This window comes from Gammaproteobacteria bacterium, from assembly GCA_016716465.1.
Lineage (GTDB): Bacteria > Pseudomonadota > Gammaproteobacteria > SZUA-140 > SZUA-140 > JADJWH01.
In genome coordinates this window covers 239,730-263,235 of sequence record JADJWH010000004.1, presented here as the reverse complement: position 1 = coordinate 263,235, position 23,506 = coordinate 239,730, and the positions used below count along the sequence as shown (strand labels likewise).

Below are 23,506 nucleotides of genomic sequence, written 5' to 3'. Positions count from 1 at the left end.
AATAAGGAGCGCGGCATGAAAACACATCATCTTCGTTTTATGCGAACCGTACGACTCGGACTGGCTCTAATCGTAGTGGTGAGCATGAATGCAGAGGCAGGGCTGTTCGGCAGCGACAGCGTGAGTTGGAAGGAGGAAGTGCTGCTGCATGATGGAAGCAAGATTATTGTGACTCGATCACAGACCCGTGGTGGATCTCATGAAATTGGACAGCCACCGCCTGTGAAGGAACATACCATCTCATTTGTGTTGCCAGGAACAAGCAAGCCCATCACATGGATCAGTGAGTATAGCAAGGATATTGGGCGATCAAATTTTGATTTACTTGCCGTACATATTTTGAATGGGGCACCCTATATAGTCGCGTCCCCAAATTTATGCTTGTCATACAACAAATGGGGGCGTCCAAATCCACCTTATATTCTTTTCAAGTACGACGGCAAAGATTGGAAACGTATTTCGCTATCGGAATTCCCCATTGAATTCAAAACGATCAATGTGGCGGCTGATACCTTGGGGGATGAATCCAAGCTTGTAACGCTCGGGTTCGTATCAGCGGAAAAAATCGAGGAACTGAACAGTGAGTTCAAACAACCCGAATACCGATCCATTGTGCGGGAGCCGGTGAAAGGAGCGGGGATAACGAAGTGTGAGCAGATGATTCCCTACGGGAAAGGCGGGTGGCTTGGCCTGGATTGGTTTAAGGATCAGCCAACCTATGAAGCCTGTATGAAATTCTGTGAAAGGAAAGGGGTGCGTAAAGAAGACTGCCCGTGCGAAACACTATTTAAAGGAGAAAAATAGTCATGACGACGGATTCGAATCCGCATTGACGATGGGCGATGTAGATATTTCGAATCGCGATCCTATTAGTCAATTTCCTGTGCCATAGGGCTGGGTAGCAATCTTGCATCTAAAAACGTTGGGCTTCATTTCATTCAGCCCAACCTACAGGGATTCTGGTTACTCAGTCCTCAGTCCTGCTCCAAGAACGCCAGTATCCCATCCAGCCCGCTGTGATTCAGCACCACATCCGCCTCCGCCTGTACCGCCGGTTTGGCGCAGTAGGCGACACCTAAGCCCGCGAGGCGCAGCATCTTGAGGTCGTTGGCGCCGTCGCCGACGGCGATGGCCTGCGCCGGTCTTATCTTCAGTTCTTCGCACAGGCGCTGCAGGAATTCCGCCTTGGCCTCGGCGCCGACGATGGCGCCGTGCACCGCGCCGGTGATATGCCCGCCGTCGATCTCCAGCGTGTTCGCCAGCGTGTAGTCGAGGTCGAGGCGCGCGCGCAGGCGCTCGGTGAAGAAGGTGAAGCCGCCGGATACCAGCGCGAACTTCGCGCCGCGCGCGTGCAGGCCTTCGACCAGTGCCTCGGCGCCGGGGTTCAGTCGCAGGCGTTCGTGGTAGACGTGCTCCAGCGCGGCGGCGTCGAGCCCCTTCAGCAGGGCGACGCGGCGGCGCAGCGAGGTTTCGAAGTCGAGCTCGCCGCGCATGGCGGCGGCGGTGATGGCGGCGACCTGAGGCTTGACCCCGATGAAGTCGGCGATCTCGTCCACGCACTCTATATTTATGAGCGTGGAGTCCATGTCGCTCAGCAGCAGGCGCACCGCGGCGGGGTCGAAGCCCGGCGGCAAGGCATTGATGTCGATCGGGTGGCGTCGGCGCAGCTCCGCGAGGGCCTCAGGGGAGGGCGCGCTGTTCGTGATGACGCGCCAGTGGCCGGGGCGCGGCTCGACAGTGCCGCGCAGCTCGGCGGCGATCGCCCCGGCGCCGTCAGTGTCGAGGCCCCGGCCCTGCAGGATCAGTGTCGTCGTCATATCGAGGGGTTACTCATGGTTAGGCGGGCGAAGGGTGCGCCCCCGGCCAAAAGGCGCATGATACCCTGCCGCGCGCCATCGGGGCTATTCGTCCTCGCGCCGCGCCGTCACGTCCATGATGTCGCCTTCGGCGTCGATTCCGATGTCGAACAGCACCGGGCGGCAGCAGACCGCGCAGTCCTCGATGTAGCGCTGGCTGCCGGCGCTGCGGTCGACGACGATAGTGAAGGTCTCGCCGCAGTAGGGGCAGGCGACGTCGCGCGGTTCCAGGTATTCGCTCATCTTTTCATCCCTCGTCCGGCACGAACAGCGTCAGCAGCTCGTTCAGGTAACGGCGGCCGCGTTCGCTGGGGCGGATCGTGTACGCGTCGCGCTCGATCAGGCCGAGTTGTTCCGCGCGCGCGAGCGGACCTTCGACGATCGCGAGCGGCAGGCCGGCATGGGCCTGGAACAATTCGACCGGAAAGCCCTCGTTGAGGCGCAATGCGTTCATCATGAATTCGAGTCCGGTCTGGGCGGGGTCGAGCTCCTGCCGGGTACCCACACGCGCCGCACCCATCGCGGCGTCGAGATAGGCGCGCGGGTGTTTCACCTTGGCGCTGCGCCGGATCGTCTGCGTCGGCGCATGGGTCAGCTTGCCGTGGGCCCCGGCGCCGATGCCGAGGTAGTCGCCGAAGCGCCAATAGTTCAGATTGTGCCGGCAGCGCCGGCCCTCGCGTGCGTAAGCGGAGGTTTCGTACTGCACGTAGCCCTGCGCGGCGAGCTCGGCCTGGCATTGCCGCTGCATTTCCCACGCGGTGTCGTCGTCGGGCAGGGTCGGCGGCGAGTGGTAGAAGGCGGTATTCGGTTCCAGCGTCAGCTGATAGTGCGAGAGATGTGTCGGGCCGAGCGCCATCGCCTGGCGCACGTCGGCCAGCGCCTGCGCCGGGGACTGGCCGGGCAGGCCGTACATCAGGTCGAGGTTCCAGTTGTCGAAGCCGGCCGCGGCGATGCCCTCGGCGGCGCTGAGGATCTCCGTTCGGCCGTGGATGCGGCCGATGCGCGCGAGCAGGGCGTTATCGAAGCTCTGCGCGCCGAGCGAGAGGCGGTTGACGCCGGCGGCGCGGAACTCGCGCAGGCGGCCGGGATCGACGGTGCCGGGATTGGCCTCCAGCGTGATCTCGGCGTCGGACAGCAGCGACAGCCGCGCGCGGACATCGGACAGCAGACGGTCGATGGACGCCGGCGCGAACAGGCTGGGCGTGCCGCCGCCGATGAAGATGCTCTCGACGCGGCGGCCCCAGATGTCGGGCAGCTCCTGCTCGAGGTCGGCCATCAGCGCTGTGAGATAGGCCTGTTCCGGCAGTGCCGCCGCGCTCTCGTGCGAATTGAAATCGCAATAGGGGCATTTGCGCGCGCACCAGGGGATGTGCACGTACAGGGTGAGCGGCGGCGTGGCCTCGAAGCGGAACGACGCCGGCGCCGCGATGCGGGTCAGCGGCACGCGGGTGACGTTCATCGCGCCGGTGCCGCGTGCAGGGCCGCGAGCAGGCGTGCCATCGCCTGGCCGCGATGGCTCAGACGGTTCTTGATCTCCGGCGGCAGCTCGGCCGAGGCGCAGTCGTGGCTCGGCACGTAGAACACCGGGTCGTAGCCGAAACCGTTCGTGCCGCGCGGCTCGAACAGGACACGGCCCTCCCAGGTACCCTGGCAGATCAGCGGCGTTGGATCGAGCGCATGGCGCAAGTAGACGATCAGACACTGGAAGCGCGCACCGCGGCGCTCCACGGGCACCTCGGCGAGCGCGCGCAGCAGCCTGGCCACGTTGTCGCCGTCGCTCGCGCCCGGTCCGGCGTAGCGCGAGGAATAGATGCCGGGGGCGCCGTTCAGGGCGTCGACCTCCAGGCCCGAATCGTCGGCGAGCGCGGGCAGGCCGGAGAGCTGCGCCGCGTTGCGCGCCTTCAGGATCGCGTTCTCGACGAAGCTCAGGCCGGTCTCCTCGGCCTCGGGGATGCCGAGTTCGCCCTGCGCGACCACGCTGAGGCCGGTGCCGGCGAGCAGGGCGGAGAATTCGCCCAGCTTGCCGCGGTTGCTGCTGGCCAGTACGACACGCGACATGGGTTCGCTCCGCTGCGGACGCGCGCCCGGAGAGGGCTCAGTGCGCGAGCGCCTCCTGCTGCCTGTCGATCAGGCGGCCGATGCCCTTGCGCGCCAGTTCGATCATCGCCAGCATCTCGTCCATGCGGAAGGCATGGCCCTCGGCGGTGCCCTGGACCTCGACGAAGGCCTCCGCCTCGTTCATGACCACGTTCATGTCGGTCTCGGCCTCGGAGTCCTCGGCGTAATCGAGATCGAGCACCGGGATGCCGCGATAGATCCCGACCGATACCGAGGCGATGAAGCCGTGCAGCGGATTGTTCTTGATGAGCCCCTGCTTTTTCAGATGGGTGATGGCATCGGCCATGGCGACGTAGCCGCCGGTGATGGACGCGGTGCGGGTGCCGCCGTCGGCCTGGATGACGTCGCAGTCCAGCGTGATGGTGCGCTCGCCCAGCGCCTTGAGATCGACCGCGGCGCGCAGCGAGCGGCCGATCAGGCGCTGGATCTCCTGGGTGCGCCCACCCTGGCGCCCGCGCGCGGCCTCGCGCTGCATGCGTTGTCCGGTGGAGCGGGGCAGCATGCCGTATTCCGCCGTGATCCAGCCCTGCCCGGTGCCCTTGAGGAAGGGCGGGACCTTGGTGTCGATGCTGGCGGTGCACAGCACGCGGGTGTCGCCGAACTCCACCAGGACGGAACCCTCGGCATGCTTGGTGTAGGCGCGGGTCAGCTTGATGGGGCGCAGTTGGTCGGGGGCTCTGCCGCTCGGGCGCATGACGGATCCTTTCTCTTGGGTGTGGGCGGGAAAAACCCTATTATACCCGGAAGCCGGCGGGCCGCGACCCGCCGTGAACGACATCGTCACGCAGGGGAAGCACGCGCCCATGATCCGCAGTATGACCGCTTTTGCCCGCCAGGAACGCAAGACCCCGTGGGGTGTGCTGTGCTGGGAGCTGCGTTCGCTCAATCACCGCTACCTCGAGGTCAGCCTGCGTTTTCCGGAGGAATTCCGCGCGCTGGAGACCCGCGTGCGCGAGGCGATCGGCGCCCGGCTCCGCCGCGGCAAGATCGAGGGCACGCTGCGCTACCAGCCGGTGGCGGCGACGCACACCGAGTTCTCGCTCAACGAGGAGCTGCTGCGGCGCCTGCTCGAGGTCAACAGCCGCATCGAGGGCATGATGGAAAACCCGGCGCGCACACGCTCCATCGATCTGCTCAAGTGGCCCAATGTGCTGCAGGTGGAGGAGCATGATATCGGCCAGCTGCAGGCCGAGGCGGTGAGCCTGCTCGACACGACACTGGGCGAGATGGTCGAGACGCGCCAGCGCGAGGGCGGCATGATCAAGGGACTGATCCTCCAGCGCTGCCAGGAGATCCGGCAGCAGGTTGAGCTGGTGCGCGGACAATTGCCGGTGATCCTCGACGCGCAGCGCAAGAAGCTCAGGGGACGGCTGGAAGAGCTGGAGATCAAGTTCGACACGGCCCGGCTGGAGCAGGAACTGGTCTATCTCGCGCAGAAGATGGATGTGCAGGAGGAGCTCGACCGGCTGCTCGTTCACCTCGAGGAGGTGGAGCGGGTGCTGGATCAGGACGAGGCGATCGGCCGGCGCCTGGATTTCCTGATGCAGGAGTTCAACCGCGAGGCGAACACGCTGGGCTCGAAATCCGTCGATGCCGCGACCACGCGCGCGTCGGTCGAGATGAAGGTCGTCATCGAGCAGATGCGCGAGCAGATCCAGAACATCGAATAATATTTGCTATTGTTATTCAGAGACCTATCTGTTCTGTTGCTGAAAAGATCGTATGGCTGTAATCGCTTGATGGAATAAATGCAGGCAAATCATACCGGGTCCGGCATTCTGTGCGTGCTAGAATTTTACAAAAGCGCAAAAACAGGAGGGGATGTGAAGCTGGCCGGAGTTGGTTTGCAGGGCTTTTTTCTCTGCTTGCTGATGTTTAACCAGTTATCTTACGGCGCCCCGCCACAGCCACCGTTAACTCCGGAGCTTACCCTTAGTTATATTTCCGTAACTGCTTCCAATCCCGTAATAAATGTTGGCAGTACTCAGACGTTTAGTGCTTTAGGCGCTTATAGCGACGCTAGCTCAACTGTGCTTGATGTATACGCGACTGCGATTGCAGGGGGCGGCGGGCATAGCTGTGCCTTGCTAGCCAATGGGCGGGTGCGCTGGGATATAATTTCGATGGTCAGCTAGGCGACGGTACAGGGATAACTACCGGTATCCCGGTGGCGGTAGATGGGGTGAGCACTGCCACGGCGATTGCGGTTGGCGCCGACGGAATATCGCTAGGAGGCGGACACAGTTGTGCATTGTTGGCCAGCGGCCAAATTCAATGTTGGGGAGATAATAGCAGCGGTCAGTTGGGTGATGGTACAAACGTTGATTCCTTGGTGCCTGTGACGGTGAGCGGAATTTCAACCGCCACTGATATTGCCTTGGGATATGGTCACAGTTGCGCATTACTTGCTGATCAGACCGTACAATGCTGGGGATCGCATTATGCCGGTGTAGCCTTTCCTGGCCCCGGCCCTATCCCAAGTACCAGCACGCCGGTGTCAGCAGGTGTCGCTGCCGCCACGGCAATCGCATCCGGAAGAAATCACAGCCGCCTCCGATCAAACTCCGGTGGGAATTAAGCCTGGTCAACTCGGGGATGGTACGGACACAAACTCGGATATTCCTGTGTCCGTGAGCGGCATAAATACAGCTACTGCAATAGTGACGGGGACGCATCATAGTTGCACTTCACTGAGCGACGGTACGATGAAATGCTGGGGGGCGTACCCATTTGAAAGCGCGGTCAAATCTGTTGTGCCGGTAACGGTGGTTGGGGTCGACTCGCTGTCAGCAATCGCTGCCGGAAGTTTTCAGAACCTGGCACTTCTTCAGGACGGTACATTGAAATTCTGGGGAGATACCCCGGTCCCAGTTGTGGGGAGCTTCACTTCACCTGTGTTGGCAATCGATACGATGGATCACAATCTTGCGCTGCTTGCTGATGGCACTGTGCACTACTGGTACGACACCAATAACGTAAATAACAACGGGATTGTGAAGGGGATAGGGGTTGTCTGGAGTAGCAGTGATGAAGCGGTTGCGACTGTGGATCTGGATGGAACGGTTCATGGGTTGAACAATGGCGTTACGACCATTACAGCAACGGTGGGGAATATAAGCGGTAGTATTGGGCTCTCCGTCGGCAATGTGGTTATTCCGAGTTACACCATAGGTGGTGACGTTTCCGGCTTGGTCGGTACTTTGGTGTTGCAGAACAACGGTGGCGATGACCTTTCGGTTTCCGCAAACGGGGGGGTTGTTTTTGACGCAGCCCTTACCAATGGCAGTACGTACGCTGTCACGGTGCAGGCGCAACCGGCCGGCCAGACTTGCGTGGTCGATGGGGGGTCTGGATCAGTCAATGGAGCCAACGTTGTCAACGTGCACGTGGTCTGCGCCAATGATACCCATACGATCGGAGGCGTGATTTCCGGGTTGAGTGGTACGCTTGTGCTGCAAAATAACGGCGCAGACGACCTGCCTCTTTCGGCGAACGGCGATTTTATCTTCTCCACGCCTCTGTCTGCCGGGGCAGGCTACAGTATCGCTATCTCGCAACAGCCTGATGGGTATGTCTGCGCGGTATCAGATGGTGTTGGTGCCATGGGAACTGCTGACATTGTTGATGTAACTGTCACATGCCTGCTCGCAGCCACCAATGCTGATAATGATGAAGGTGGCGGAGGGGCGGTGGATTTTCTGCTATTGAGTGGGCTGATTCTGAGTTTAATGATTCGATCACGTCAATTCCGAGTACAAGCAGTGAGGAAATGCCATTGAACGGTACGTCAATCCCTCCGCGCGAAGGTTTCGTCCCCGGCACGCTGTTCATCGTGTCGGCGCCCTCGGGCGCGGGCAAGACCAGCCTGGTGCGGGCGCTGCTGGCCGATGACACCGGAGTCTCGGTGTCGGTCTCGTTCACCACGCGTCCGCCGCGGGCCGGTGAGCGCGAGGGCATCGACTATCATTTCGTGGAGCGCGAGCGCTTCCTCGCCATGATCGAGGCGGGCGAGTTTCTGGAACACGCCGAGGTGTTCGGCAATTACTACGGTACCGGACGGATGGAGGTGGCGTCCCGGCTCGCGCAGGGCTCCGATGTCATCCTGGAGATCGACTGGCAGGGCGCCCAGCAGGTGCGCCAGGCCTTTCCGGAGGCGGTCGGGATCTTCATCCTGCCGCCCTCGGGCGAGGTGCTGCGCGAACGCCTGAATGGCCGCGGGAAGGATGCCCCGGCCGTCATAGAGCGCCGCCTGCAGGCCGCGGTCGAGGAGATATCCCATTATTCCGAGTACGATTTCATCGTCATCAACGATCATTTCGAGGCGGCGCTGGCCGATCTGCGCGCCATCCTGCGCGCCGAGCGCCTGCGCCTCTCGCTGCAGGCGGAGCGTCACCAGGCCCTGCTGCAGGGGCTGCTGAAATAACCCTCCCCGCATCCCGCCGGCGTGTGCCGGATCTGAAAACCGGTATAATGGGCCCCATGGCGCGGCTGAATAGCGCGCGCGAACAATGACTTGACGAAATGGAGAATGACACCGCATGGCACGCATCACCGTAGAAGACTGTCTCGATCACATCCCCAACCGCTTCGATCTCGTGCTGGTCGCCAGCAAGCGCGCGCGCCAGCTCAGCAAGGGCAGGGAGCCGACGCTGCCCTGGGACAACGACAAGCCGACCGTGCTCGCGCTGCGCGAGATCGCCGAGGGCAACGTGGATTTCTCGATCCTGCACGAGGCCAGCGCGCGCGCGGAGCTGGATGAGGCCGTGACGGAGCAGGACGATTTCCGCCAGCGCCTGGAGCAGGAGCTCCAGCAGGAACTGCAGCAGGAGTTCCGCCAGGAGGTGCCGGCCCAGCGGGACGATCAGGACCTGGAAGACTGAACGGCATGACGGGATAGCCCTTGAAGCGGACCGAACAGGCAACGCGTATCGATTCCAGCCTGCCGCAGCATGTGGACCCCGATTTTTTGCTCGACGATCTGTGCGCCGTCCTGGCGGCGTATCTCAGCGCGGACCAGATCGATGAGGTGAGGCGGGCGCACCAGTTCAGCGCCCGCGCCCATCTCGGCCAGCAGCGCCTCTCGGGCGAGCCCTACATCAGCCATCCGCTCGCGGTGGCGCGCATCCTCGCCGAGATGCGCCTCAACACCGAGTGCATCGTCGCCGCGATCCTGCACGACGTGCTCGAGGACACGCCCGTCACCAAGGAGCAGATCGCCGTGGAGTTCGGCGCCGAGGTGGCGGAGCTGGTCGACGGCGTCAGCAAGCTGACCCAGATCGAATTCGAGACCCGCCGCGAGGCGCAGGCGGAGAACTTCCGCAAGATGCTCCTCGCCATGGTGCAGGACATCCGCGTCATCATCATCAAGCTCGCCGACCGCCTGCACAACATGCGCACGCTGACCGCGTGCTCGCCCGAGACCCGCCGCCGCATCGCGCACGAGACGCTGGAGATCTACGCGCCGATCGCCAACCGTCTGGGCATGAACACCATCCGCACCGAACTGCAGGAACTCGGCTTCGCCGAATACTACCCGGCGCGTCATCGCGTGCTGGCCGAGTCGGTGCGCAAGGCGCGCGGCAACCGGCGCGAGATCGTCGGCAAGATCAAGGACGCGATCGAGCAGCGCCTGGCCCAGGAAGGGCTGGCGGGCCGGGTGGTCGGACGCGAGAAACACCTCTACAGCATCTACGAGAAGATGCGCGTCAAGCGCCTGAGCTTCTCCGAGGTGTTCGACGTCTACGCCTTCCGCGTCATCGTCGACAGCGTCGACAGTTGTTACCGCGCGCTCGGCATGGTGCACAATCTGTACAAGCCGGTGCCGGGCCGCTTCAAGGACTACATCGCGATCCCGAAGGCGAACGGCTATCAGTCCCTGCACACCGTGCTGTTCGGTCCCTACGGCGTGCACATCGAGGTGCAGATCCGTTCCGAGGACATGGAGATGGTGTCCGAGGCCGGCGTCGCCGCGCACTGGCTGTACAAGCTGGGCGACGGCGGTCCGGCCAGCAGCGGGGCGCAGAAGCGCGCGCGCGAGTGGATGAGCGGACTGCTCGAGATCCAGAAGAACGCCGGCAACTCGCTCGAATTCCTCGAGAACGTCAAGATCGACCTGTTCCCGGACGAGGTCTACGTGTTCACGCCGCGCGGTAAGATCATGGCGTTGCCGCGCGGCGCGACCCCGGTGGATTTTGCCTACGCCGTGCATACCGACATCGGCAACACCTGCGTGGCCGCCAAGATCGACCGCCGCCTGGCGCCGCTGTCCACCACCCTGTCGAGCGGACAGACCGTCGAGATCATCACCTCGCCCGGCGGGGCGCGGCCCAATCCGGCCTGGCTCAATTTCGTGGTGACGGGCAAGGCGCGCGCCACGATCCGCAATTATCTCAAGAACCTCAAGCGCGAGGAGTCGATCGAGGTCGGCCGTCGCCTGCTGGATCAGGCCCTGCTGAAGGCCTATTCCAGTTCCATCGCCGATCTCGATCCCGACAAGGTGCGCATCCTGCTGGCGGAGTTCAAGTCGCCCGGGCTGGATCACCTGTTCGAGGAGATCGGTCTCGGCAACCGCCTGGCGCCGCTGGTGGTCAAGCGCCTGATGGAGGTGTTGACCGCGGAGAAGGCGCGCAGCCGCGTGCGGCCCGGCGGCATCAAGAACGTGATCACGCGCTACATGCCGGCCTGGCTGGGCGGGTCGCGCACGCCGACGCGGCCGCTGTCCATCAAGGGCACCGAAGGCATGGTGGTGACCTTCGCGAAATGCTGTTATCCGATCCCGGGCGATGCCATCCAGGGTTTCGCCTCGGCCGGTCGCGGCGTGGTGATCCATACCGAGTCGTGCAAGAACATCAAGGAATTCCGCAACCAGCCCGAGAAGTGGATCGACGTCCAGTGGGAGCCGGGCATCCAGGGCGAGTTCCCGGTCGAGATCCGCGTCGAGGCGCTCAACCGCCGCGGCGTGCTCGCCACCGTCGCGGCCGCGATCGCGGGGATGGACGTCAACATCAACAATGTCTCGATCGACGAGCACGACGGCAGTCACAGCAGCATCGCCTTCAACATCGGGGTGCAGAACCGCGTGCATCTGGCGCGCGTGATGCGCCGCATCCGCACGCTGGATGGCGTGGTCAAGATCTATCGCAAAAAGGCCTGAGACCGGCGCACCCGGCAGTTCAGATTAACGAGGAGGGGTAATGGCAGTACGAGAGGCGATCCATACCGACGACGCGCCGGGCGCAATCGGCACTTATTCACAGGCGGTCAGGGTGGGCGACACGGTCTATCTGTCGGGCCAGATCCCGCTCGATCCGGCCACCATGGAAATGGTCTCCGGCGGTTTCGAGGCGCAGGCGGTCAGGGTGTTCGAGAACCTGCAGGCGGTGGCGGTGGCGTCCGGCGGCAGCTTCGCCGACATCGTCAAGCTGAACGTCTACCTCGCGGATCTCGCCAATTTTCCCCAGGTCAATGCGGTGATGGGACGCTATTTCACGCCGCCCTATCCCGCGCGCGCCGCGGTGCAGGTGGCGGCGCTCCCGCGCGGGGCGGCGATCGAGATCGACGCCGTGATGCACCTGTAGGATTCATGCGCCCGTCCTGTCCACTCCGTCGCCGGTGACGGATGCGCGCCGTGGTCTCCCGCGCGAACGCACAGCAGGAAGGGCTATCCCTGTCCTCACCCGTCGGCCGCCTGAAGCGGGTCAGCCCCCATCTGGAGGATCTGCTCGCACGGCTGGAGATCCGCACCGTGCAGGACCTGCTGTTTCATCTCCCGATCCGTTACCAGGATCGCACCCGGGTGGCGCCGATCGGAACCCTGCAGGCGGGCGATGAGGCGGTGATCGAGGGCGAGGTGCTGTTGACCGAGATCCGTTACGGCCGCCGCCGCATGCTGTTGTCCCGGCTCGGCGATGGCACCGGCACCATCACGCTGCGCTTTTTCCATTTCAGCGCCCGCCAGCAGGAGGGGCTCGCGCGCGGGGTGCGCCTGCGCTGCTACGGCGAGGTCCGGGGCGGCCCCGGCAGTCTGGAGATGGCGCATCCGGAATACCGGCGCGCCGATGCCGCGTCCGAGCGCGCGGAGGAGCCGGGCCTGACGCCGGTCTATCCCGTCACGGCGGGTCTGCGCCAGTCCTCGCTGCGCGGGCTCGTTGCCCAGGCGCTGGAGTGTTCCGCCGCCGCGGCCGGAGAGCATGACCCCCTGAGGGAATTGCTGCCCGCCGAGGTGATTGCGCGGCATGGATTCGGTGAGTTGCGCGCGGCCCTGTTCTATCTGCACCGGCCGCCGCCCGCGGCCGATCTGCAGGCCCTGCTCGACGGTTCGCATCCGCTGCGCAGGCGGCTCGCCTTCGAGGAACTGCTGGCGCACCAGCTCAGCCTGCGCATGCTGCGCGCCGGCATGCAGCATCATCGGGCGCCTGTCTGCGCTGTCCCGGGCGAATTGCGCGCGCGCTTTCTCGCGGCCCTGCCCTTCGTGCCGACCGCGGCCCAGCGCCGCGTGATCGCAGAGATCGAGGCGGATCTGCGGCGGTCGCAGCCGATGCAACGCCTGGTGCAGGGCGATGTCGGCTCCGGCAAGACGGTGGTCGCCGCCGCCGCCGTGCTGCAGGCCGTCGAAGCGGGCTGCCAGGCGGCCGTCATGGCGCCGACCGAGCTGCTGGCCGAACAGCATTACCGCAATATCGCCGCCTGGCTGCGGCCGCTCGGCATCGAGGTGATCCACCTCGCCGGCAAGTCTCGCGCCGGTGCGCGCGCCCAGGCGCTGGAGGCGATCCGTTCCGGGCGGGCGGCGGTGGCGGTCGGGACCCATGCCCTGTTTCAGCAGGACGTGGTCTTCGCCGCGCTCGGGCTGGTGGTGGTGGACGAGCAGCACCGCTTCGGGGTGCATCAACGGCTGGCGCTGCGCGAGAAGGGGCGCGATGGCGGACGCTACCCCCACCAGCTGATCATGACGGCGACGCCGATCCCGCGCACCCTGATGATGACCGCCTACGCCGATCTCGACTGTTCTATCATCGACGAGCTGCCGCCGGGCCGGCAGCCGGTGACGACGGTGATCGTGCCGGATGCGCGCCGCGCCGAGGTGATCGAGCGCGTGCGCGAGGTGTGCCGGCGCGGCCAGCAGGCCTACTGGGTCTGCACGCTGATTGAGGAATCGGAGGCGCTGCAGTGCCAGGCCGCGCAAGAGGCGTCGGAGCTGCTGCGCGAGGCGCTGCCGGACCTCGCCGTCGGACTGCTGCACGGGCGCATGAAGCCGGCGGAGAAGGAGGCGGTGATGGCGGCGTTCAAGGACGGCGCCATCCAGCTGCTGGTCGCGACCACCGTCATCGAGGTCGGCGTGGACGTGCCCAACGCGGGCCTGATGATCATCGAGAACGCCGAGCGGCTCGGCCTGGCCCAGTTGCACCAGTTGCGCGGGCGCGTCGGCCGCGGCAGCGAAAAAAGCGCCTGTGTGCTGATGTATCATAGCCCCTTGTCGGAGCGCGGCCGCCTGCGCCTCGCCGCGCTGCGCGATACCGGCGACGGCTTCGAGATCGCGCGGCGCGATCTGGAGCTGCGCGGACCGGGCGAGATCCTCGGTGTGCGCCAGGCGGGGATCGCGCAGCTGCGCACGGCCGATGTGGTGCGCGACCAGGAACTGATCCCCGCCGCGGGGCAGTGCGCCGCGCTGCTGCTGGAGCATTACCCGGAGCGGGTAAGTCCGCTGATCCGGCGCTGGCTGGGCGACCGGCCGCGCTACGGCGCGGTATGATCCCGGCCGCAGGGACAGGTGACCTTGAGGGATAGAGCAGACGGTGGCATACAAGGGATTCAACTGCCGCGGCGGGCCGTGCTGGCGCCCGCTCGACGTCCGTCTGCGCCGCCGGGTGCCGGTGGAACAGCTGCACTGGCTGGTCGACGCCACATCGCTGACCCGGCGCCTGCGCCAGCTCTGTCCGCGCGGTTTCAGGGTGCATCTGCTCGCGCAGCGCTGGCAGCGGCCCTTGCGCAACGAGCGGCGCGCGCTCGGCCTGCCGGATCATGAATTCGCCCTGGTGCGCGAGGTGCTCCTGGCCTGCGGCGACACCCCCTGGGTGTTCGCGCGCACGGTCATACCCGCCGGCACGCTGCGCGGCGATCTGCGGCGCTTCGCCCGGCTGGGCGATCGCCCGCTGGGCGAACTGCTGTTTTCCACCCGCGGCATGCGCCGCGGGGCGATCGAGGTCGCCGAGATCCGCCCGGGGCAGCCGCTGTACCGCGAACTGGCCGGCGGTCGCGACGCGGCCGTGATCTGGGGCCGGCGTTCCGTCTTTACGCTGGGCGGTCGTCCGCTGCTGGTGGGCGAGATCTTCCTGCCGGCGCTCACGGGCGCGCGCGGATGAGCGCGCCGCTCACGCCGGGCGCGCGCCTGTCCGCCTACGTCCGCCTGATGCGGCTGGACCGGCCGATCGGCAGCCTGCTGCTGCTGTGGCCGACGCTGTGGGCGCTGTGGATCGCGGGCGCAGGGCGGCCGGATGTCGGGGTAGTGCTCGTGTTCGTCCTCGGCGTTGTGTTGATGCGCTCGGCCGGGTGCACGATCAACGACTTCGCCGACCGCGACTTCGATCCGCACGTGGCGCGCACCCGCGAGCGTCCGCTGGCGCGCGGGCAGGTGGCGCCGAGCGAGGCGGTGGCGCTGTTCGTCGTACTCTCCCTCGCCGCCTTCGCGCTGGTGCTGACCATGAACCGGCTCACCGTACTGCTATCCCTGGTCGGCGCGGCACTCGCGGCGAGCTATCCGTTCATGAAACGCTACACCGACCTGCCGCAGGTCTATCTCGGCCTCGCCTTCGGCTGGGCGGTGCCGATGGCCTTCGCGGCGCAGACCGGCGCCGTGCCGGGCATCGGCTGGCTGCTGTATCTCGCCACCCTGTTGTGGACCGTGGCCTACGATACCGAATACGCCATGGTCGACCGGGCGGACGATCTGCGCATCGGGGTGCGCTCGACGGCCATCCTGTTCGGTTCCGCCGACCGCTTCGCGGTCGGCGCGCTGCACGCGGCCGCGCTGCTGGTGCTGGCCGTGATCGGCGCATACCTGCGGCTGGGACCGGCGTATTACGCCGGCCTCCTCGCGGCGGCGGCACTCGCCGTGTATCAGCAGTATCTGATCCGCGCGCGCGAACCCGCGCACTGCTTCCGTGCCTTCCTCAACAACAACTGGTTCGGCGCGGCGGTATTCGCCGGACTGGCCGCGCACTACCTCGGCTGAGCCTCGCGGGCGGCGGCGCGATTGCCATCGCCGGGACAATCGGGTCAAATATGGGCATTTTCCAGCTCCGCGCGCCGGCCCGGGCGGCGCGCGATGAGGGACAGGGAGACACGATGATGCAGCACGACCGGGTGACCGGCGGCCTGGGCAGCGGCGAGGCGCCGGCGCGCCTGTATGAACTGAACGAGACCGAGGTGCGCCAGATCCGGCAGCTGGGCGCCGCGGTGATCACGACCGAGGCGGCCGCGGTGCAGGCGCTGGTGGAGCGCATCGGCGACGGTTTCGTCACGGCCTGCCGCTACCTGCTGGCGTGCACGGGCCGCATCGTCGTGCTCGGCATGGGCAAGTCCGGCCACATCGGCGGCAAGATCGCGGCGACGCTGGCCAGCACCGGCAGTCCCGCGTTCTTCGTCCATCCCGGCGAGGCCAGCCACGGCGACCTCGGCATGATCACGCCGCGCGACGTGGTGCTCGCCATCTCCAACTCGGGCGAGACCGAGGAACTGCTGACCATCCTGCCGCTGATCAAGCGGCTCGGCGTGCCCCTGATCGCGCTGACCGGGCGCGCCGAATCGACGCTGGCGCGCGCCGCCGACGTCAATCTCGACGTCAGCGTCGCGCAGGAGGCCTGTCCGCTCGGGCTCGCGCCGACCTCGAGCACCACGGCGACGCTGGTCATGGGCGACGCGCTCGCGGTCTCCCTGCTCGAGGTGCGCGGGTTCACCGCGGAAGACTTCGCGCGCTCGCACCCCGGCGGCCGGCTGGGCCGGCGCCTGCTGCTGCTGATCCGCGACATCATGCACACGGGGGAGGCCATACCCGTCGTGGACGAGGGCGTGCTGCTGAGCCAGGCGCTGGTCGAGATGACGCGCAAGGGGCTCGGCATGACGGCCGTGGCCGGCGCGGACGGCCGGCTGGCGGGCATCTTCACCGACGGCGACCTGCGCCGCGTGCTCGACCGGCGGCTGGACGTGCATGTCACGCCGATCGCCGCCGTGATGACGCGCAACTGCAAGACCGCCGCCGCCGGCATGCTGGCGGCCGAGGCGCTGGAAATGATGGAGAAACACCGCATCAGCGCCCTGCTGGTGGTGGACGGCGAACGGCGCCTGCTCGGCGCGCTCAATATGCACGACCTGCTGCGCGCGGGCGTGGTCTAGGGATTTCGCATGGGTGAACTGCAGCAGCTCAGACAGGATGTGAAAGACAAGGCCAGAAGTATCCGCCTCGTCATCTTCGACGTCGACGGCGTGCTGACCGACGGCGGCCTGGTCATCGATACCGAAGGGCGCGAACACAAGGTGTTCCATTCGCGCGACGGCCACGGCATGAAGATGCTGCAGCAGTCCGGCGTCGAGATCGGCATCATCTCCGGGCGTGATACCCCCGCGGTCACGCACCGCATGGCCGGACTCGGCATCCGCCATGTCTATCAGGGGCAGCAGGACAAGCTGCCCGCCTTCCGCGAGCTGATCGGGCGCCTCGGGCTGGTGCCGGCGCAGGTGGCCTACGTCGGCGACGACGTGGTCGACCTCCCGCTGCTGCGCCGCGTCGGCCTGGCCGTCGCGGTGCAGGATGCCCACGAGCTGGTGCGGCGCCACGCGCACTGGGTGACGGCGTGCGGCGGCGGCCGCGGTGCGGCACGCGACGTGTGCGAGCTGATCATGGATGCCCAAGGTACCCTGGCGCCGCGCATGGAAGACTATCTGGCGCTCGACTGAGCCCGGTACGGAAGCATGCGCCTGTCCGTCGATATACGTCTGCTGACGGTCGCGCTGCTGGCCGCGGCGGCGGCCGCGAGCTGGTGGTGGTCGCGGCAGCAGGAGGGGCCGGAGCGCGTGCCGGAGGCGGCACAGGCCGATCGGGCGGATTATTATCTCATCGGGTTCGAGCTTGCCGAGATGGATGCGGCGGGCGCGGTGGTGCACCGGCTCGACGCCGATGATCTGTATCATTATCCGGACAGCGCAACATCGACGCTGACGCGTCCGCGCCTGATCGTGTATGAAGACGGCCGGGCGGCCTGGGACATCGCCGCGCTGCGCGGCACCGCCTCGGAACGGGAGCGCCTGATCAATCTGCAGGGCGACGTCCGCGTGAACTACAGCGGGGTCGGTCCGGGGGAGGACGTGCGGATGTATACGAATGAGCTGGACGTGTGGCCGGACAGCAAGCTGGCGGAGACGCGTGCGGCGGTGCGCATCGAGGAGCGTTCGGGGGTCACGCGCGGGGTGGGCCTGAGCGCCGATCTCGAGCGGCGGCGCACCGTGCTGCATGCCGATGTACGGGGTGATTATGCGCCCTAGCCTGCCCGCGCTCCTGCTGGCCGGCGCCGCGTTGCTGGGACCGGGGCCTTGTCTCGCACTGTCGAGCGATCGCGAACAGCCCATCCATATCGAGGCCGACCGCTTCGAGGCCGACGACGTCAAGCATGTCGGCACCTACCGTGGCAACGTGCGTTACAGCCAGGGCACCACGCGGCTCGAGGCGGACACGGTCGTGATCCATTACGACGCGGAACGGAACTTCACCCGCCTGCAGGCGGAAGGACAGCCGGCGCGGTTCAGCCAGCGGCTCGACGGCAAGTCCGAAGACATGCGCGGTGAGGCGCTGCGCATCGAGTACACCGTCGAGCCGGAGCGCCTGGTGCTGCGGCAGCAGGCCCATGTGTGGAACGGGGGCGACGAGTTCGCGGGCGAGCTCATCACCTACGATATCGCCGTGGACCGCATCGTCGCGCGGCGGGGCGAGGCGGAAGAGGGGCGCGTGCAGGTGGTGATCCAGCCGCGTCAGACCGCGCCTGCCGAGGCGGAGTCCCGCCCGCAGGCGGGGACGGATGGGCGCTGAAGCATCGCTCATGGATGTGCTCGGCATCAGCGATATCTCCAAGCGTTATCGCGCGCGCGCGGTCGTCAACGGCGTGTCGATGGACATCAGCAGCGGCGAAGTGGTCGGCCTGCTGGGCCCCAACGGCGCGGGCAAGACCACCTGTTTCTACATGATCGTCGGGCTAATCCCGTGCGACCGGGGGGCGATCCGCCTCAACGACCGAGATATCACCGCCTTTCCGATGCACGCGCGCGCGCGCCTGGGTATCGGCTACCTGCCACAGGAGCCGTCGGTGTTTCGCAAGCTCAGCGTGGCGGACAATGTGCGTGCGATCCTGCAGACGCGGCGCGATCTCGACCGCGCCGGGCAGGAACGGCGGGTGGATGAACTGCTCGACGAACTGCATATCGGCCATCTGCGCGACGCCATCGGCATGAGCCTGTCGGGGGGGGAGCGCCGGCGCGTGGAAATTGCGCGCACGCTGGCCATGGAGCCGCGTTTCGTGCTGCTGGATGAGCCCTTCGCCGGGGTCGATCCCATATCCGTACTGGATATTCAGCGCATAATCAAATACCTGAGCAACAAGGGGATCGGGATCCTGATTACCGATCACAATGTCAGGGAGACCCTGGGAATCTGCCAGCGCGCCTATATCATGAATGAGGGCGAGATCCTGATCGCGGGCCGGCCGGACGAGATCCTGCTGAGCGAGCGCGTGCGCGAGGTCTACCTCGGTCACGATTTCCGTCTTTAGGCGATAATCTACAGGTTGATCATGGACGTAAGTGGGGTACACTGTATTCCCTTTTGGGATCTACGTTAAAATTCGCGTTCTCACGGCAGCAGGAAGTATCCGCGGTTAATGAAGCAGACCCTCCAAATCCGTCTCGGCCAGTCGCTGACCATGACCCCGCAGCTGCAGCAGGCGATCCGCCTGCTGCAGCTTTCGACCCTCGATCTGCGTGAGGAGATTCAGCAGGCGCTGGATTCGAATCCGATGCTGGAGGCGGTGGAGGACGGCGCTTCCGACGACGGCGAGCCGATGGCGGCGGAAGGGACGGAGTTCGCGTCCGCGCCGACCGTTTCCAGCCCTGCATCGGCGGCCGAGCCCGAGGAGGTGCACGACTCCGCCATGGATCTGCGCGACGCGGTGGCCGGACTCGACATGGCCGCCGGCGATGACCTGCCGGTGGACAGCGTATGGGAGGATGTCTACGACAGCGCCGTCGTTCCGCGTGGCCAGGGCGCCGAGCTGGAAGGCGGCGACTTCGAATTTCAGTCCGGAGCGTCGGAAACACTGCGCGAACACCTGCTGTGGCAGATGAGCATGACGCCGTTCAGCCAGCGTGACCAGGCCATCGCCATCGCCATTATCGACGCGGTGAACGACCGTGGTTATCTGGCCGTGCCACTGGATGAGATCCACGAGGGACTCAACGCGGAACTGGGCGACGTGGATCTGGACGAGGTGCAGGCGGTGCTGCATCAGGTGCAGAATTTCGACCCCGTCGGGGTTGCCGCGCGCGACCTGCGCGAATGCATGCTGATCCAGCTGCAGCATCTGGACGGCGGCGTGCCGCTGCTGGACAAGGCGCGGGAACTGGTCGCCGATCAGCTCGACCTGCTCGCGAACCGCGAGTACGCCCAGCTCGCGCGCCGCCTCAAGTGCACGCAGCAGGAGTTGCAGCAGATCGTCGCCCTGGTGCAGTCGCTCAACCCCCGTCCGGGCAACCTGATCACGGACCGGAAGGTGGAGTACATCATCCCTGACGTGATCGTCACCAGGGACAAGAACAGCTGGAAGGTCGAGCTCAATCCGGAAGCGATGCCCCGGGTGCGCATCAATGCCAGCTATGCGAGCCTGGTCAAGCGGGCGGACAACAGCAACGACAATACGTACATGCGCAACCAGCTGCAGGAGGCGCGCTGGTTCGTCAAGAGCCTGCAGAGCCGGAACGAGACGCTGCTCAAGGTGGCGAGCTGCATCGTCGAACGCCAGCGCGGATTCCTCGAGCACGGCGAGGAGGCGATGAAGGCGCTGGTGCTGCACGACATCGCGGAGGCGGTCGAGATGCACGAGTCCACCATCTCGCGCGTCACCACCCAGAAATACATGTACACCCCGCGCGGCATCTTCGAGTTGAAATATTTCTTCTCGAGCCACGTCAGCACCGCCAGCGGCGGGGAATGCTCCGCCACCGCGATCCGCGCCCTGATCAAGAAGCTGGTCGCCGCCGAAGACGGCGGCAAACCGCTCAGCGACAGCAAGATCGCCCAGTTGCTCAAACAGCAGGGCATCAATGTCGCGCGCCGTACCATCGCCAAGTATCGTGAGGCTCTCGCGATCCCTTCGTCGAGCGAGCGGAAGCGCCTGATATGAAACCCGATCCCCTTTCCCGCGTACAATCCCGGTTGCCGGAGTCGTCATGAATCGAGTCGGAGAGCTGTTAACCCCCTCCAGGGTCGCGTGCCGCAACATCGTGGGCAGCAAGAAGCGCGCCTTCGAGATGCTCAGTGAACTGGTGTCGAAGGGCGAGCCCCGGCTGAACCAGTCCGAGGTGTTCGCCAGCCTGATCGAGCGCGAACGGCTGGGCTGCACCGGGCTCGGGCATGGCGTCGCCATCCCGCACGGGCGCCTGAAGGGGCTCAATCACGCCGTGTGCGCCTTCATGAAGCTGAATCGCGGGGTCGATTACGATGCCGCGGACGAGAAGGCGGTGGACATGATCTGCGCCCTGCTGGTCCCGGAGCAGTCCACGCAGGAGCACCTCGATATCCTGGCGACCCTGGCCGAGATGTTCAGCGATCCCGCGTTTTGCGCGCAGGTCCATGCCGCGAAGAGCGATGAGGAGGTGTATCGGCTGCTGGTGTCGTGGCAGCCGGCGGAGAATGAACGGGCGGCCGGCCCGGCGACATAGCCTGCCCGTATGGGAAAAGCGCTCACAGTCTCCACCCTGTACGACGAATATCGGGCGAGGCTGGGATTGACCTGGGCCGCGGGGCACGGCGGAGCCGCCCGTGAGCTGCGCGGAATGCAGGACGCCGCCGCGCTCGACCGTCCCTTCGATTCCGGCGCCGGCCATCTCAACCTGATCCACCCCAACCGCATCCAGGTGCTGGGCCCCGCCGAGGCGGGTTATCTGGAACAATTGCAAGGCGATACCCGCGCCGAGCACCTGCGGCGGATATTCGCCGCGGCGCCAGCCTGCGTGATCGTTTCGGACGGCCTGCCGATCGCGGACGATCTCCGCGCGCAGGCGGACGCGGGCGCCGTGGCGCTGTTTTCCGCGCCGCTGCCGGATTACAAGATCATCAGCCACCTGCAGTACTATCTGTCGAACGCCCTGGCCGATCGCCTGATCCTGCACGGGGTATTCATGGAAGTGCTCGGCATCGGGGTGCTGCTCACCGGCAAGAGCGGTGTCGGCAAGAGCGAACTCGCGCTCGAACTGATCAGCCGCAACCACCGCCTGATCGCGGACGATGCCCCCGAGTTCAGGCGCACCGCGCCGGACATACTCAACGGCTCCTGTCCGGCCGGGTTGAGCGGCTTTCTCGAGGTGCGCGGGCTGGGCGTGCTCGATATCCGCGCCATGTTCGGCGACAGCGTGATCAAGCCCGACAAGAACCTGCGCCTGATCATTCACCTGCAGCAGATGAGCGGGGACGAACTGGCGGCCATCGACCGCCTGCAGGGCAGCCGCCAGCGCCGCACCATTCTCGACGTCGAGGTGCCGCAGATCACGCTGCCGGTGGCGCCGGGGCATAACCTCGCCGTGCTGGTGGAGGGGGCGGTGCGCAACCACATCCTGCTGCTGAAAGGGTACAATGCGGCGCAGACATTCAGCGAACGTCAACAGCGCATGATCCTGGGGGAGGGTGCATGAGGTTGTTGGTCATCAGTGGCCTGTCCGGCTCCGGCAAGAGCATCGCGCTGCAGGCGCTGGAAGATCTTGACTACTATTGCGTGGACAACCTGCCGCTCAGCCTGCTGCCGCAGTTCGTCGACCAGATCGTGGCCACGGCGGAGAAGCGCAACATCGAGAACGTGGCGGTCGGCATCGACGCGCGCAACCTGTCGCGCGACCTCGGCCGCTTCGGCGACATTCTCGACGAGATCCGCAAGCCCGGCCTCGATTGCAGCGTGATCTTTCTCGGCGCCGCCGACAACGTGCTGATCAAGCGCTTCAGCGAGACCCGCCGCAAGCACCCGCTCACCCGTGTCGACGTCTCCCTGCTGGAGGCGATCGCGGTCGAACGCGAGCTGCTGGCGCCGATCGCCGCCAGCGCCGACCTCCATATCGATACCAGCAACTTCAACGTACACCAGCTGCGCGGCGTGATCCGCGAACGCGTCGCCCAGCACAAGTCCGCCTCGCTCTCGATCCTGTTCATGTCGTTCGGCTACAAGTACGGCATCCCCACCGACGCGGATTTTGTTTTCGACGTGCGCTGCCTGCCCAATCCGCACTGGGACCCGACGCTGCGCATGCGCAAGGGCAACGATCCGGAGGTGATCCGCTTCCTGGGCCAGCAGCCCGCGGTAGTGCGCATGTACGATGACATCCGTGCCTTTCTCGAGCGCTGGATCCCGAGCTTCGAGGCGGAGAACCGCAACTACATGTCGGTCGCGATCGGCTGCACCGGCGGCCAGCACCGCTCGGTGTATCTGGCGGAGAGCCTGGCGGCGCATTTCAGGCAGTCGCGCGCCGGCGTGATGACGCGGCACCGGGAGCTGCGATGAGCGTCGGCCTGTGCCTGATCTCGCACAATCGCATCGGCGAGGCGCTGCTCGAAACCGCGGTGTCGATGCTGGGCGGACAGCCACTGCCGGCGGCGGTGATCGCCGTGACGCCGGCGAGCGATCCGGCGCAGGTGCTCGAGCGCGCGCGCGCGGCGGTGCGTGAGCTGGATCAGGGCGACGGCGTCATCGTGCTGACGGACATGTTCGGCTCGACTCCCAGCAATATCGCCACCGCGCTCAAGCGCGACAACGAGCATGTGACCGTCATCGCCGGCGTCAACCTACCGATGCTGGTCCGCCTGATGAACTATCCCCGCCTCGGCATGGTGCAGCTGAAGGACAAGGCCCTGAGCGGCGGACGCGAGGGCATATTCAGCTGCGGTCCGGAGGGGGAGGTGTAATGGCGGCGCGCAGAACGGTCACCATCGTCAACCGTCTCGGCCTGCACGCGCGCGCCGCGGCCAAGCTGGTCACGCTGGCCTCCGAGTTCGAGTCCGACATCCACCTGGTGCGCGGCGCGCGCCAGGTGAACGGCAAGAGCATCATGGGCGTGATGATGCTGGCGGCCGCCCAGGGCACCGAGATCGAACTCGTCGCGGACGGCCGCGACGAGGCGGCCGCCCTGCAGAAGCTGGAGGATCTCATCAGGCAGCGTTTCGGCGAGGAAGTGTAACGGATCGGCGCGCGGCCGGGCGGCATCCGGTCGCGGGCGCATCGGCACCGGAGGGATGC

General features: G+C 65.7%; 27 protein-coding genes. 22 read left to right on the top strand and 5 right to left on the bottom strand.

What is annotated here, in order from left to right:
* Positions 1 to 84 precede the first annotated feature (84 nt).
* Positions 85 to 804 carry a hypothetical protein gene (locus tag IPM20_08995; protein MBK9131752.1) on the top strand — a complete coding sequence of 240 codons (720 nt, stop codon included), beginning with the start codon at positions 85 to 87 and terminating at the stop codon, positions 802 to 804.
* 170 nt (positions 805 to 974) lie between these two features.
* Here IPM20_08995 and serB read toward each other — a convergent pair whose 3' ends face one another.
* The 5 genes from serB to rph all read right to left on the bottom strand — a co-directional run bounded on the left by serB (position 975) and on the right by rph (position 4,668).
* Positions 975 to 1,817 carry a phosphoserine phosphatase SerB gene (gene serB / locus IPM20_08990; protein MBK9131751.1) on the bottom strand — a complete coding sequence of 281 codons (843 nt, stop codon included), beginning with the start codon at positions 1,815 to 1,817 and terminating at the stop codon, positions 975 to 977.
* 84 nt (positions 1,818 to 1,901) lie between these two features.
* A complete protein-coding gene (locus IPM20_08985; protein MBK9131750.1) occupies positions 1,902 to 2,099 on the bottom strand; it encodes a CPXCG motif-containing cysteine-rich protein in 198 nt (65 codons plus the stop codon).
* Positions 2,100 to 2,103: 4 nt separating this feature from the next.
* Positions 2,104 to 3,315 carry an oxygen-independent coproporphyrinogen III oxidase-like protein gene (locus tag IPM20_08980; GenBank protein MBK9131749.1) on the bottom strand — a complete coding sequence of 404 codons (1,212 nt, stop codon included), beginning with the start codon at positions 3,313 to 3,315 and terminating at the stop codon, positions 2,104 to 2,106.
* Complete coding sequence (gene rdgB / locus IPM20_08975) at positions 3,312 to 3,914, bottom strand: RdgB/HAM1 family non-canonical purine NTP pyrophosphatase (protein ID MBK9131748.1); 603 nt, start codon at positions 3,912 to 3,914, stop codon at positions 3,312 to 3,314. The genes IPM20_08980 and rdgB overlap by 4 nt, the downstream gene beginning before the upstream one ends.
* A gap of 37 nt (positions 3,915 to 3,951) precedes the next feature.
* Positions 3,952 to 4,668 (bottom strand): ribonuclease PH, encoded by a 717-nt coding sequence (rph, locus tag IPM20_08970; protein ID MBK9131747.1) that lies wholly within the window; start codon positions 4,666 to 4,668, stop codon positions 3,952 to 3,954.
* 109 nt (positions 4,669 to 4,777) lie between these two features.
* On the opposite strand from rph, the gene IPM20_08965 reads away from it, so the two are divergent.
* The 21 genes from IPM20_08965 (at position 4,778) to IPM20_08865 (ending at position 23,447) form a co-directional block, all read left to right on the top strand.
* Positions 4,778 to 5,644: a YicC family protein gene (locus tag IPM20_08965; protein MBK9131746.1), complete on the top strand. Its 867-nt coding sequence runs from the start codon at positions 4,778 to 4,780 to the stop codon at positions 5,642 to 5,644.
* A 512-nt stretch (positions 5,645 to 6,156) separates the two neighbouring features.
* Positions 6,157 to 6,552: a hypothetical protein gene (locus IPM20_08960; GenBank protein ID MBK9131745.1), complete on the top strand. Its 396-nt coding sequence runs from the start codon at positions 6,157 to 6,159 to the stop codon at positions 6,550 to 6,552.
* A gap of 52 nt (positions 6,553 to 6,604) precedes the next feature.
* Positions 6,605 to 7,753, top strand: coding sequence for an Ig-like domain-containing protein (locus IPM20_08955; GenBank protein MBK9131744.1), 1,149 nt, complete (start codon positions 6,605 to 6,607; stop codon positions 7,751 to 7,753).
* The gene (gene gmk, locus IPM20_08950; protein ID MBK9131743.1) at positions 7,744 to 8,397 is read left to right on the top strand and encodes a guanylate kinase; all 654 of its coding nucleotides are present in this window, start codon (positions 7,744 to 7,746) and stop codon (positions 8,395 to 8,397) included. The genes IPM20_08955 and gmk overlap by 10 nt, the downstream gene beginning before the upstream one ends.
* 115 nt (positions 8,398 to 8,512) lie before the next feature.
* Positions 8,513 to 8,854, top strand: coding sequence for a DNA-directed RNA polymerase subunit omega (gene rpoZ / locus IPM20_08945; GenBank protein MBK9131742.1), 342 nt, complete (start codon positions 8,513 to 8,515; stop codon positions 8,852 to 8,854).
* An 86-nt stretch (positions 8,855 to 8,940) separates the two neighbouring features.
* Positions 8,941 to 11,127 (top strand): bifunctional GTP diphosphokinase/guanosine-3',5'-bis pyrophosphate 3'-pyrophosphohydrolase, encoded by a 2,187-nt coding sequence (gene spoT, locus IPM20_08940; GenBank protein ID MBK9131741.1) that lies wholly within the window; start codon positions 8,941 to 8,943, stop codon positions 11,125 to 11,127.
* A 40-nt stretch (positions 11,128 to 11,167) separates the two neighbouring features.
* Entirely contained in the window at positions 11,168 to 11,551 is a 384-nt protein-coding gene (locus IPM20_08935) for a RidA family protein (GenBank protein MBK9131740.1), read from the top strand.
* A 41-nt stretch (positions 11,552 to 11,592) separates the two neighbouring features.
* Entirely contained in the window at positions 11,593 to 13,722 is a 2,130-nt protein-coding gene (gene recG, locus IPM20_08930) for an ATP-dependent DNA helicase RecG (protein ID MBK9131739.1), read from the top strand.
* Between the two features lie 43 nt (positions 13,723 to 13,765).
* On the top strand, positions 13,766 to 14,332 hold the full coding sequence (locus IPM20_08925) for a chorismate lyase (protein MBK9131738.1): 567 nt from the start codon (positions 13,766 to 13,768) through the stop codon (positions 14,330 to 14,332).
* Entirely contained in the window at positions 14,329 to 15,201 is an 873-nt protein-coding gene (gene ubiA, locus IPM20_08920; GenBank protein ID MBK9131737.1) for a 4-hydroxybenzoate octaprenyltransferase, read from the top strand. Before IPM20_08925 ends, ubiA begins: the two co-directional genes overlap by 4 nt.
* Positions 15,202 to 15,317: 116 nt before the next feature.
* Complete coding sequence (locus IPM20_08915) at positions 15,318 to 16,361, top strand: KpsF/GutQ family sugar-phosphate isomerase (GenBank protein ID MBK9131736.1); 1,044 nt, start codon at positions 15,318 to 15,320, stop codon at positions 16,359 to 16,361.
* A gap of 9 nt (positions 16,362 to 16,370) precedes the next feature.
* On the top strand, positions 16,371 to 16,922 hold the full coding sequence (gene kdsC, locus IPM20_08910) for a 3-deoxy-manno-octulosonate-8-phosphatase KdsC (GenBank protein ID MBK9131735.1): 552 nt from the start codon (positions 16,371 to 16,373) through the stop codon (positions 16,920 to 16,922).
* A 15-nt stretch (positions 16,923 to 16,937) separates the two neighbouring features.
* The gene (gene lptC, locus IPM20_08905; GenBank protein ID MBK9131734.1) at positions 16,938 to 17,507 is read left to right on the top strand and encodes an LPS export ABC transporter periplasmic protein LptC; all 570 of its coding nucleotides are present in this window, start codon (positions 16,938 to 16,940) and stop codon (positions 17,505 to 17,507) included.
* Positions 17,497 to 18,048, top strand: a complete 552-nt coding sequence (gene lptA / locus IPM20_08900; protein MBK9131733.1) for a lipopolysaccharide transport periplasmic protein LptA — start codon at positions 17,497 to 17,499, stop codon at positions 18,046 to 18,048. Before lptC ends, lptA begins: the two co-directional genes overlap by 11 nt.
* Before the next feature lie 10 nt (positions 18,049 to 18,058).
* Entirely contained in the window at positions 18,059 to 18,784 is a 726-nt protein-coding gene (gene lptB, locus IPM20_08895) for an LPS export ABC transporter ATP-binding protein (GenBank protein MBK9131732.1), read from the top strand.
* 108 nt (positions 18,785 to 18,892) lie between these two features.
* Positions 18,893 to 20,410: an RNA polymerase factor sigma-54 gene (locus tag IPM20_08890; protein MBK9131731.1), complete on the top strand. Its 1,518-nt coding sequence runs from the start codon at positions 18,893 to 18,895 to the stop codon at positions 20,408 to 20,410.
* A 46-nt stretch (positions 20,411 to 20,456) separates the two neighbouring features.
* On the top strand, positions 20,457 to 20,948 hold the full coding sequence (gene ptsN, locus IPM20_08885) for a PTS IIA-like nitrogen regulatory protein PtsN (protein ID MBK9131730.1): 492 nt from the start codon (positions 20,457 to 20,459) through the stop codon (positions 20,946 to 20,948).
* A 9-nt stretch (positions 20,949 to 20,957) separates the two neighbouring features.
* Positions 20,958 to 21,917 (top strand): HPr(Ser) kinase/phosphatase, encoded by a 960-nt coding sequence (gene hprK, locus IPM20_08880; GenBank protein MBK9131729.1) that lies wholly within the window; start codon positions 20,958 to 20,960, stop codon positions 21,915 to 21,917.
* On the top strand, positions 21,914 to 22,774 hold the full coding sequence (gene rapZ, locus IPM20_08875) for an RNase adapter RapZ (protein MBK9131728.1): 861 nt from the start codon (positions 21,914 to 21,916) through the stop codon (positions 22,772 to 22,774). Before hprK ends, rapZ begins: the two co-directional genes overlap by 4 nt.
* Positions 22,771 to 23,175 carry a PTS fructose transporter subunit IIA gene (locus IPM20_08870; GenBank protein ID MBK9131727.1) on the top strand — a complete coding sequence of 135 codons (405 nt, stop codon included), beginning with the start codon at positions 22,771 to 22,773 and terminating at the stop codon, positions 23,173 to 23,175. The genes rapZ and IPM20_08870 overlap by 4 nt, the downstream gene beginning before the upstream one ends.
* Positions 23,175 to 23,447, top strand: a complete 273-nt coding sequence (locus tag IPM20_08865; GenBank protein MBK9131726.1) for an HPr family phosphocarrier protein — start codon at positions 23,175 to 23,177, stop codon at positions 23,445 to 23,447. The genes IPM20_08870 and IPM20_08865 overlap by 1 nt, the downstream gene beginning before the upstream one ends.
* Positions 23,448 to 23,506 lie beyond the last annotated feature (59 nt).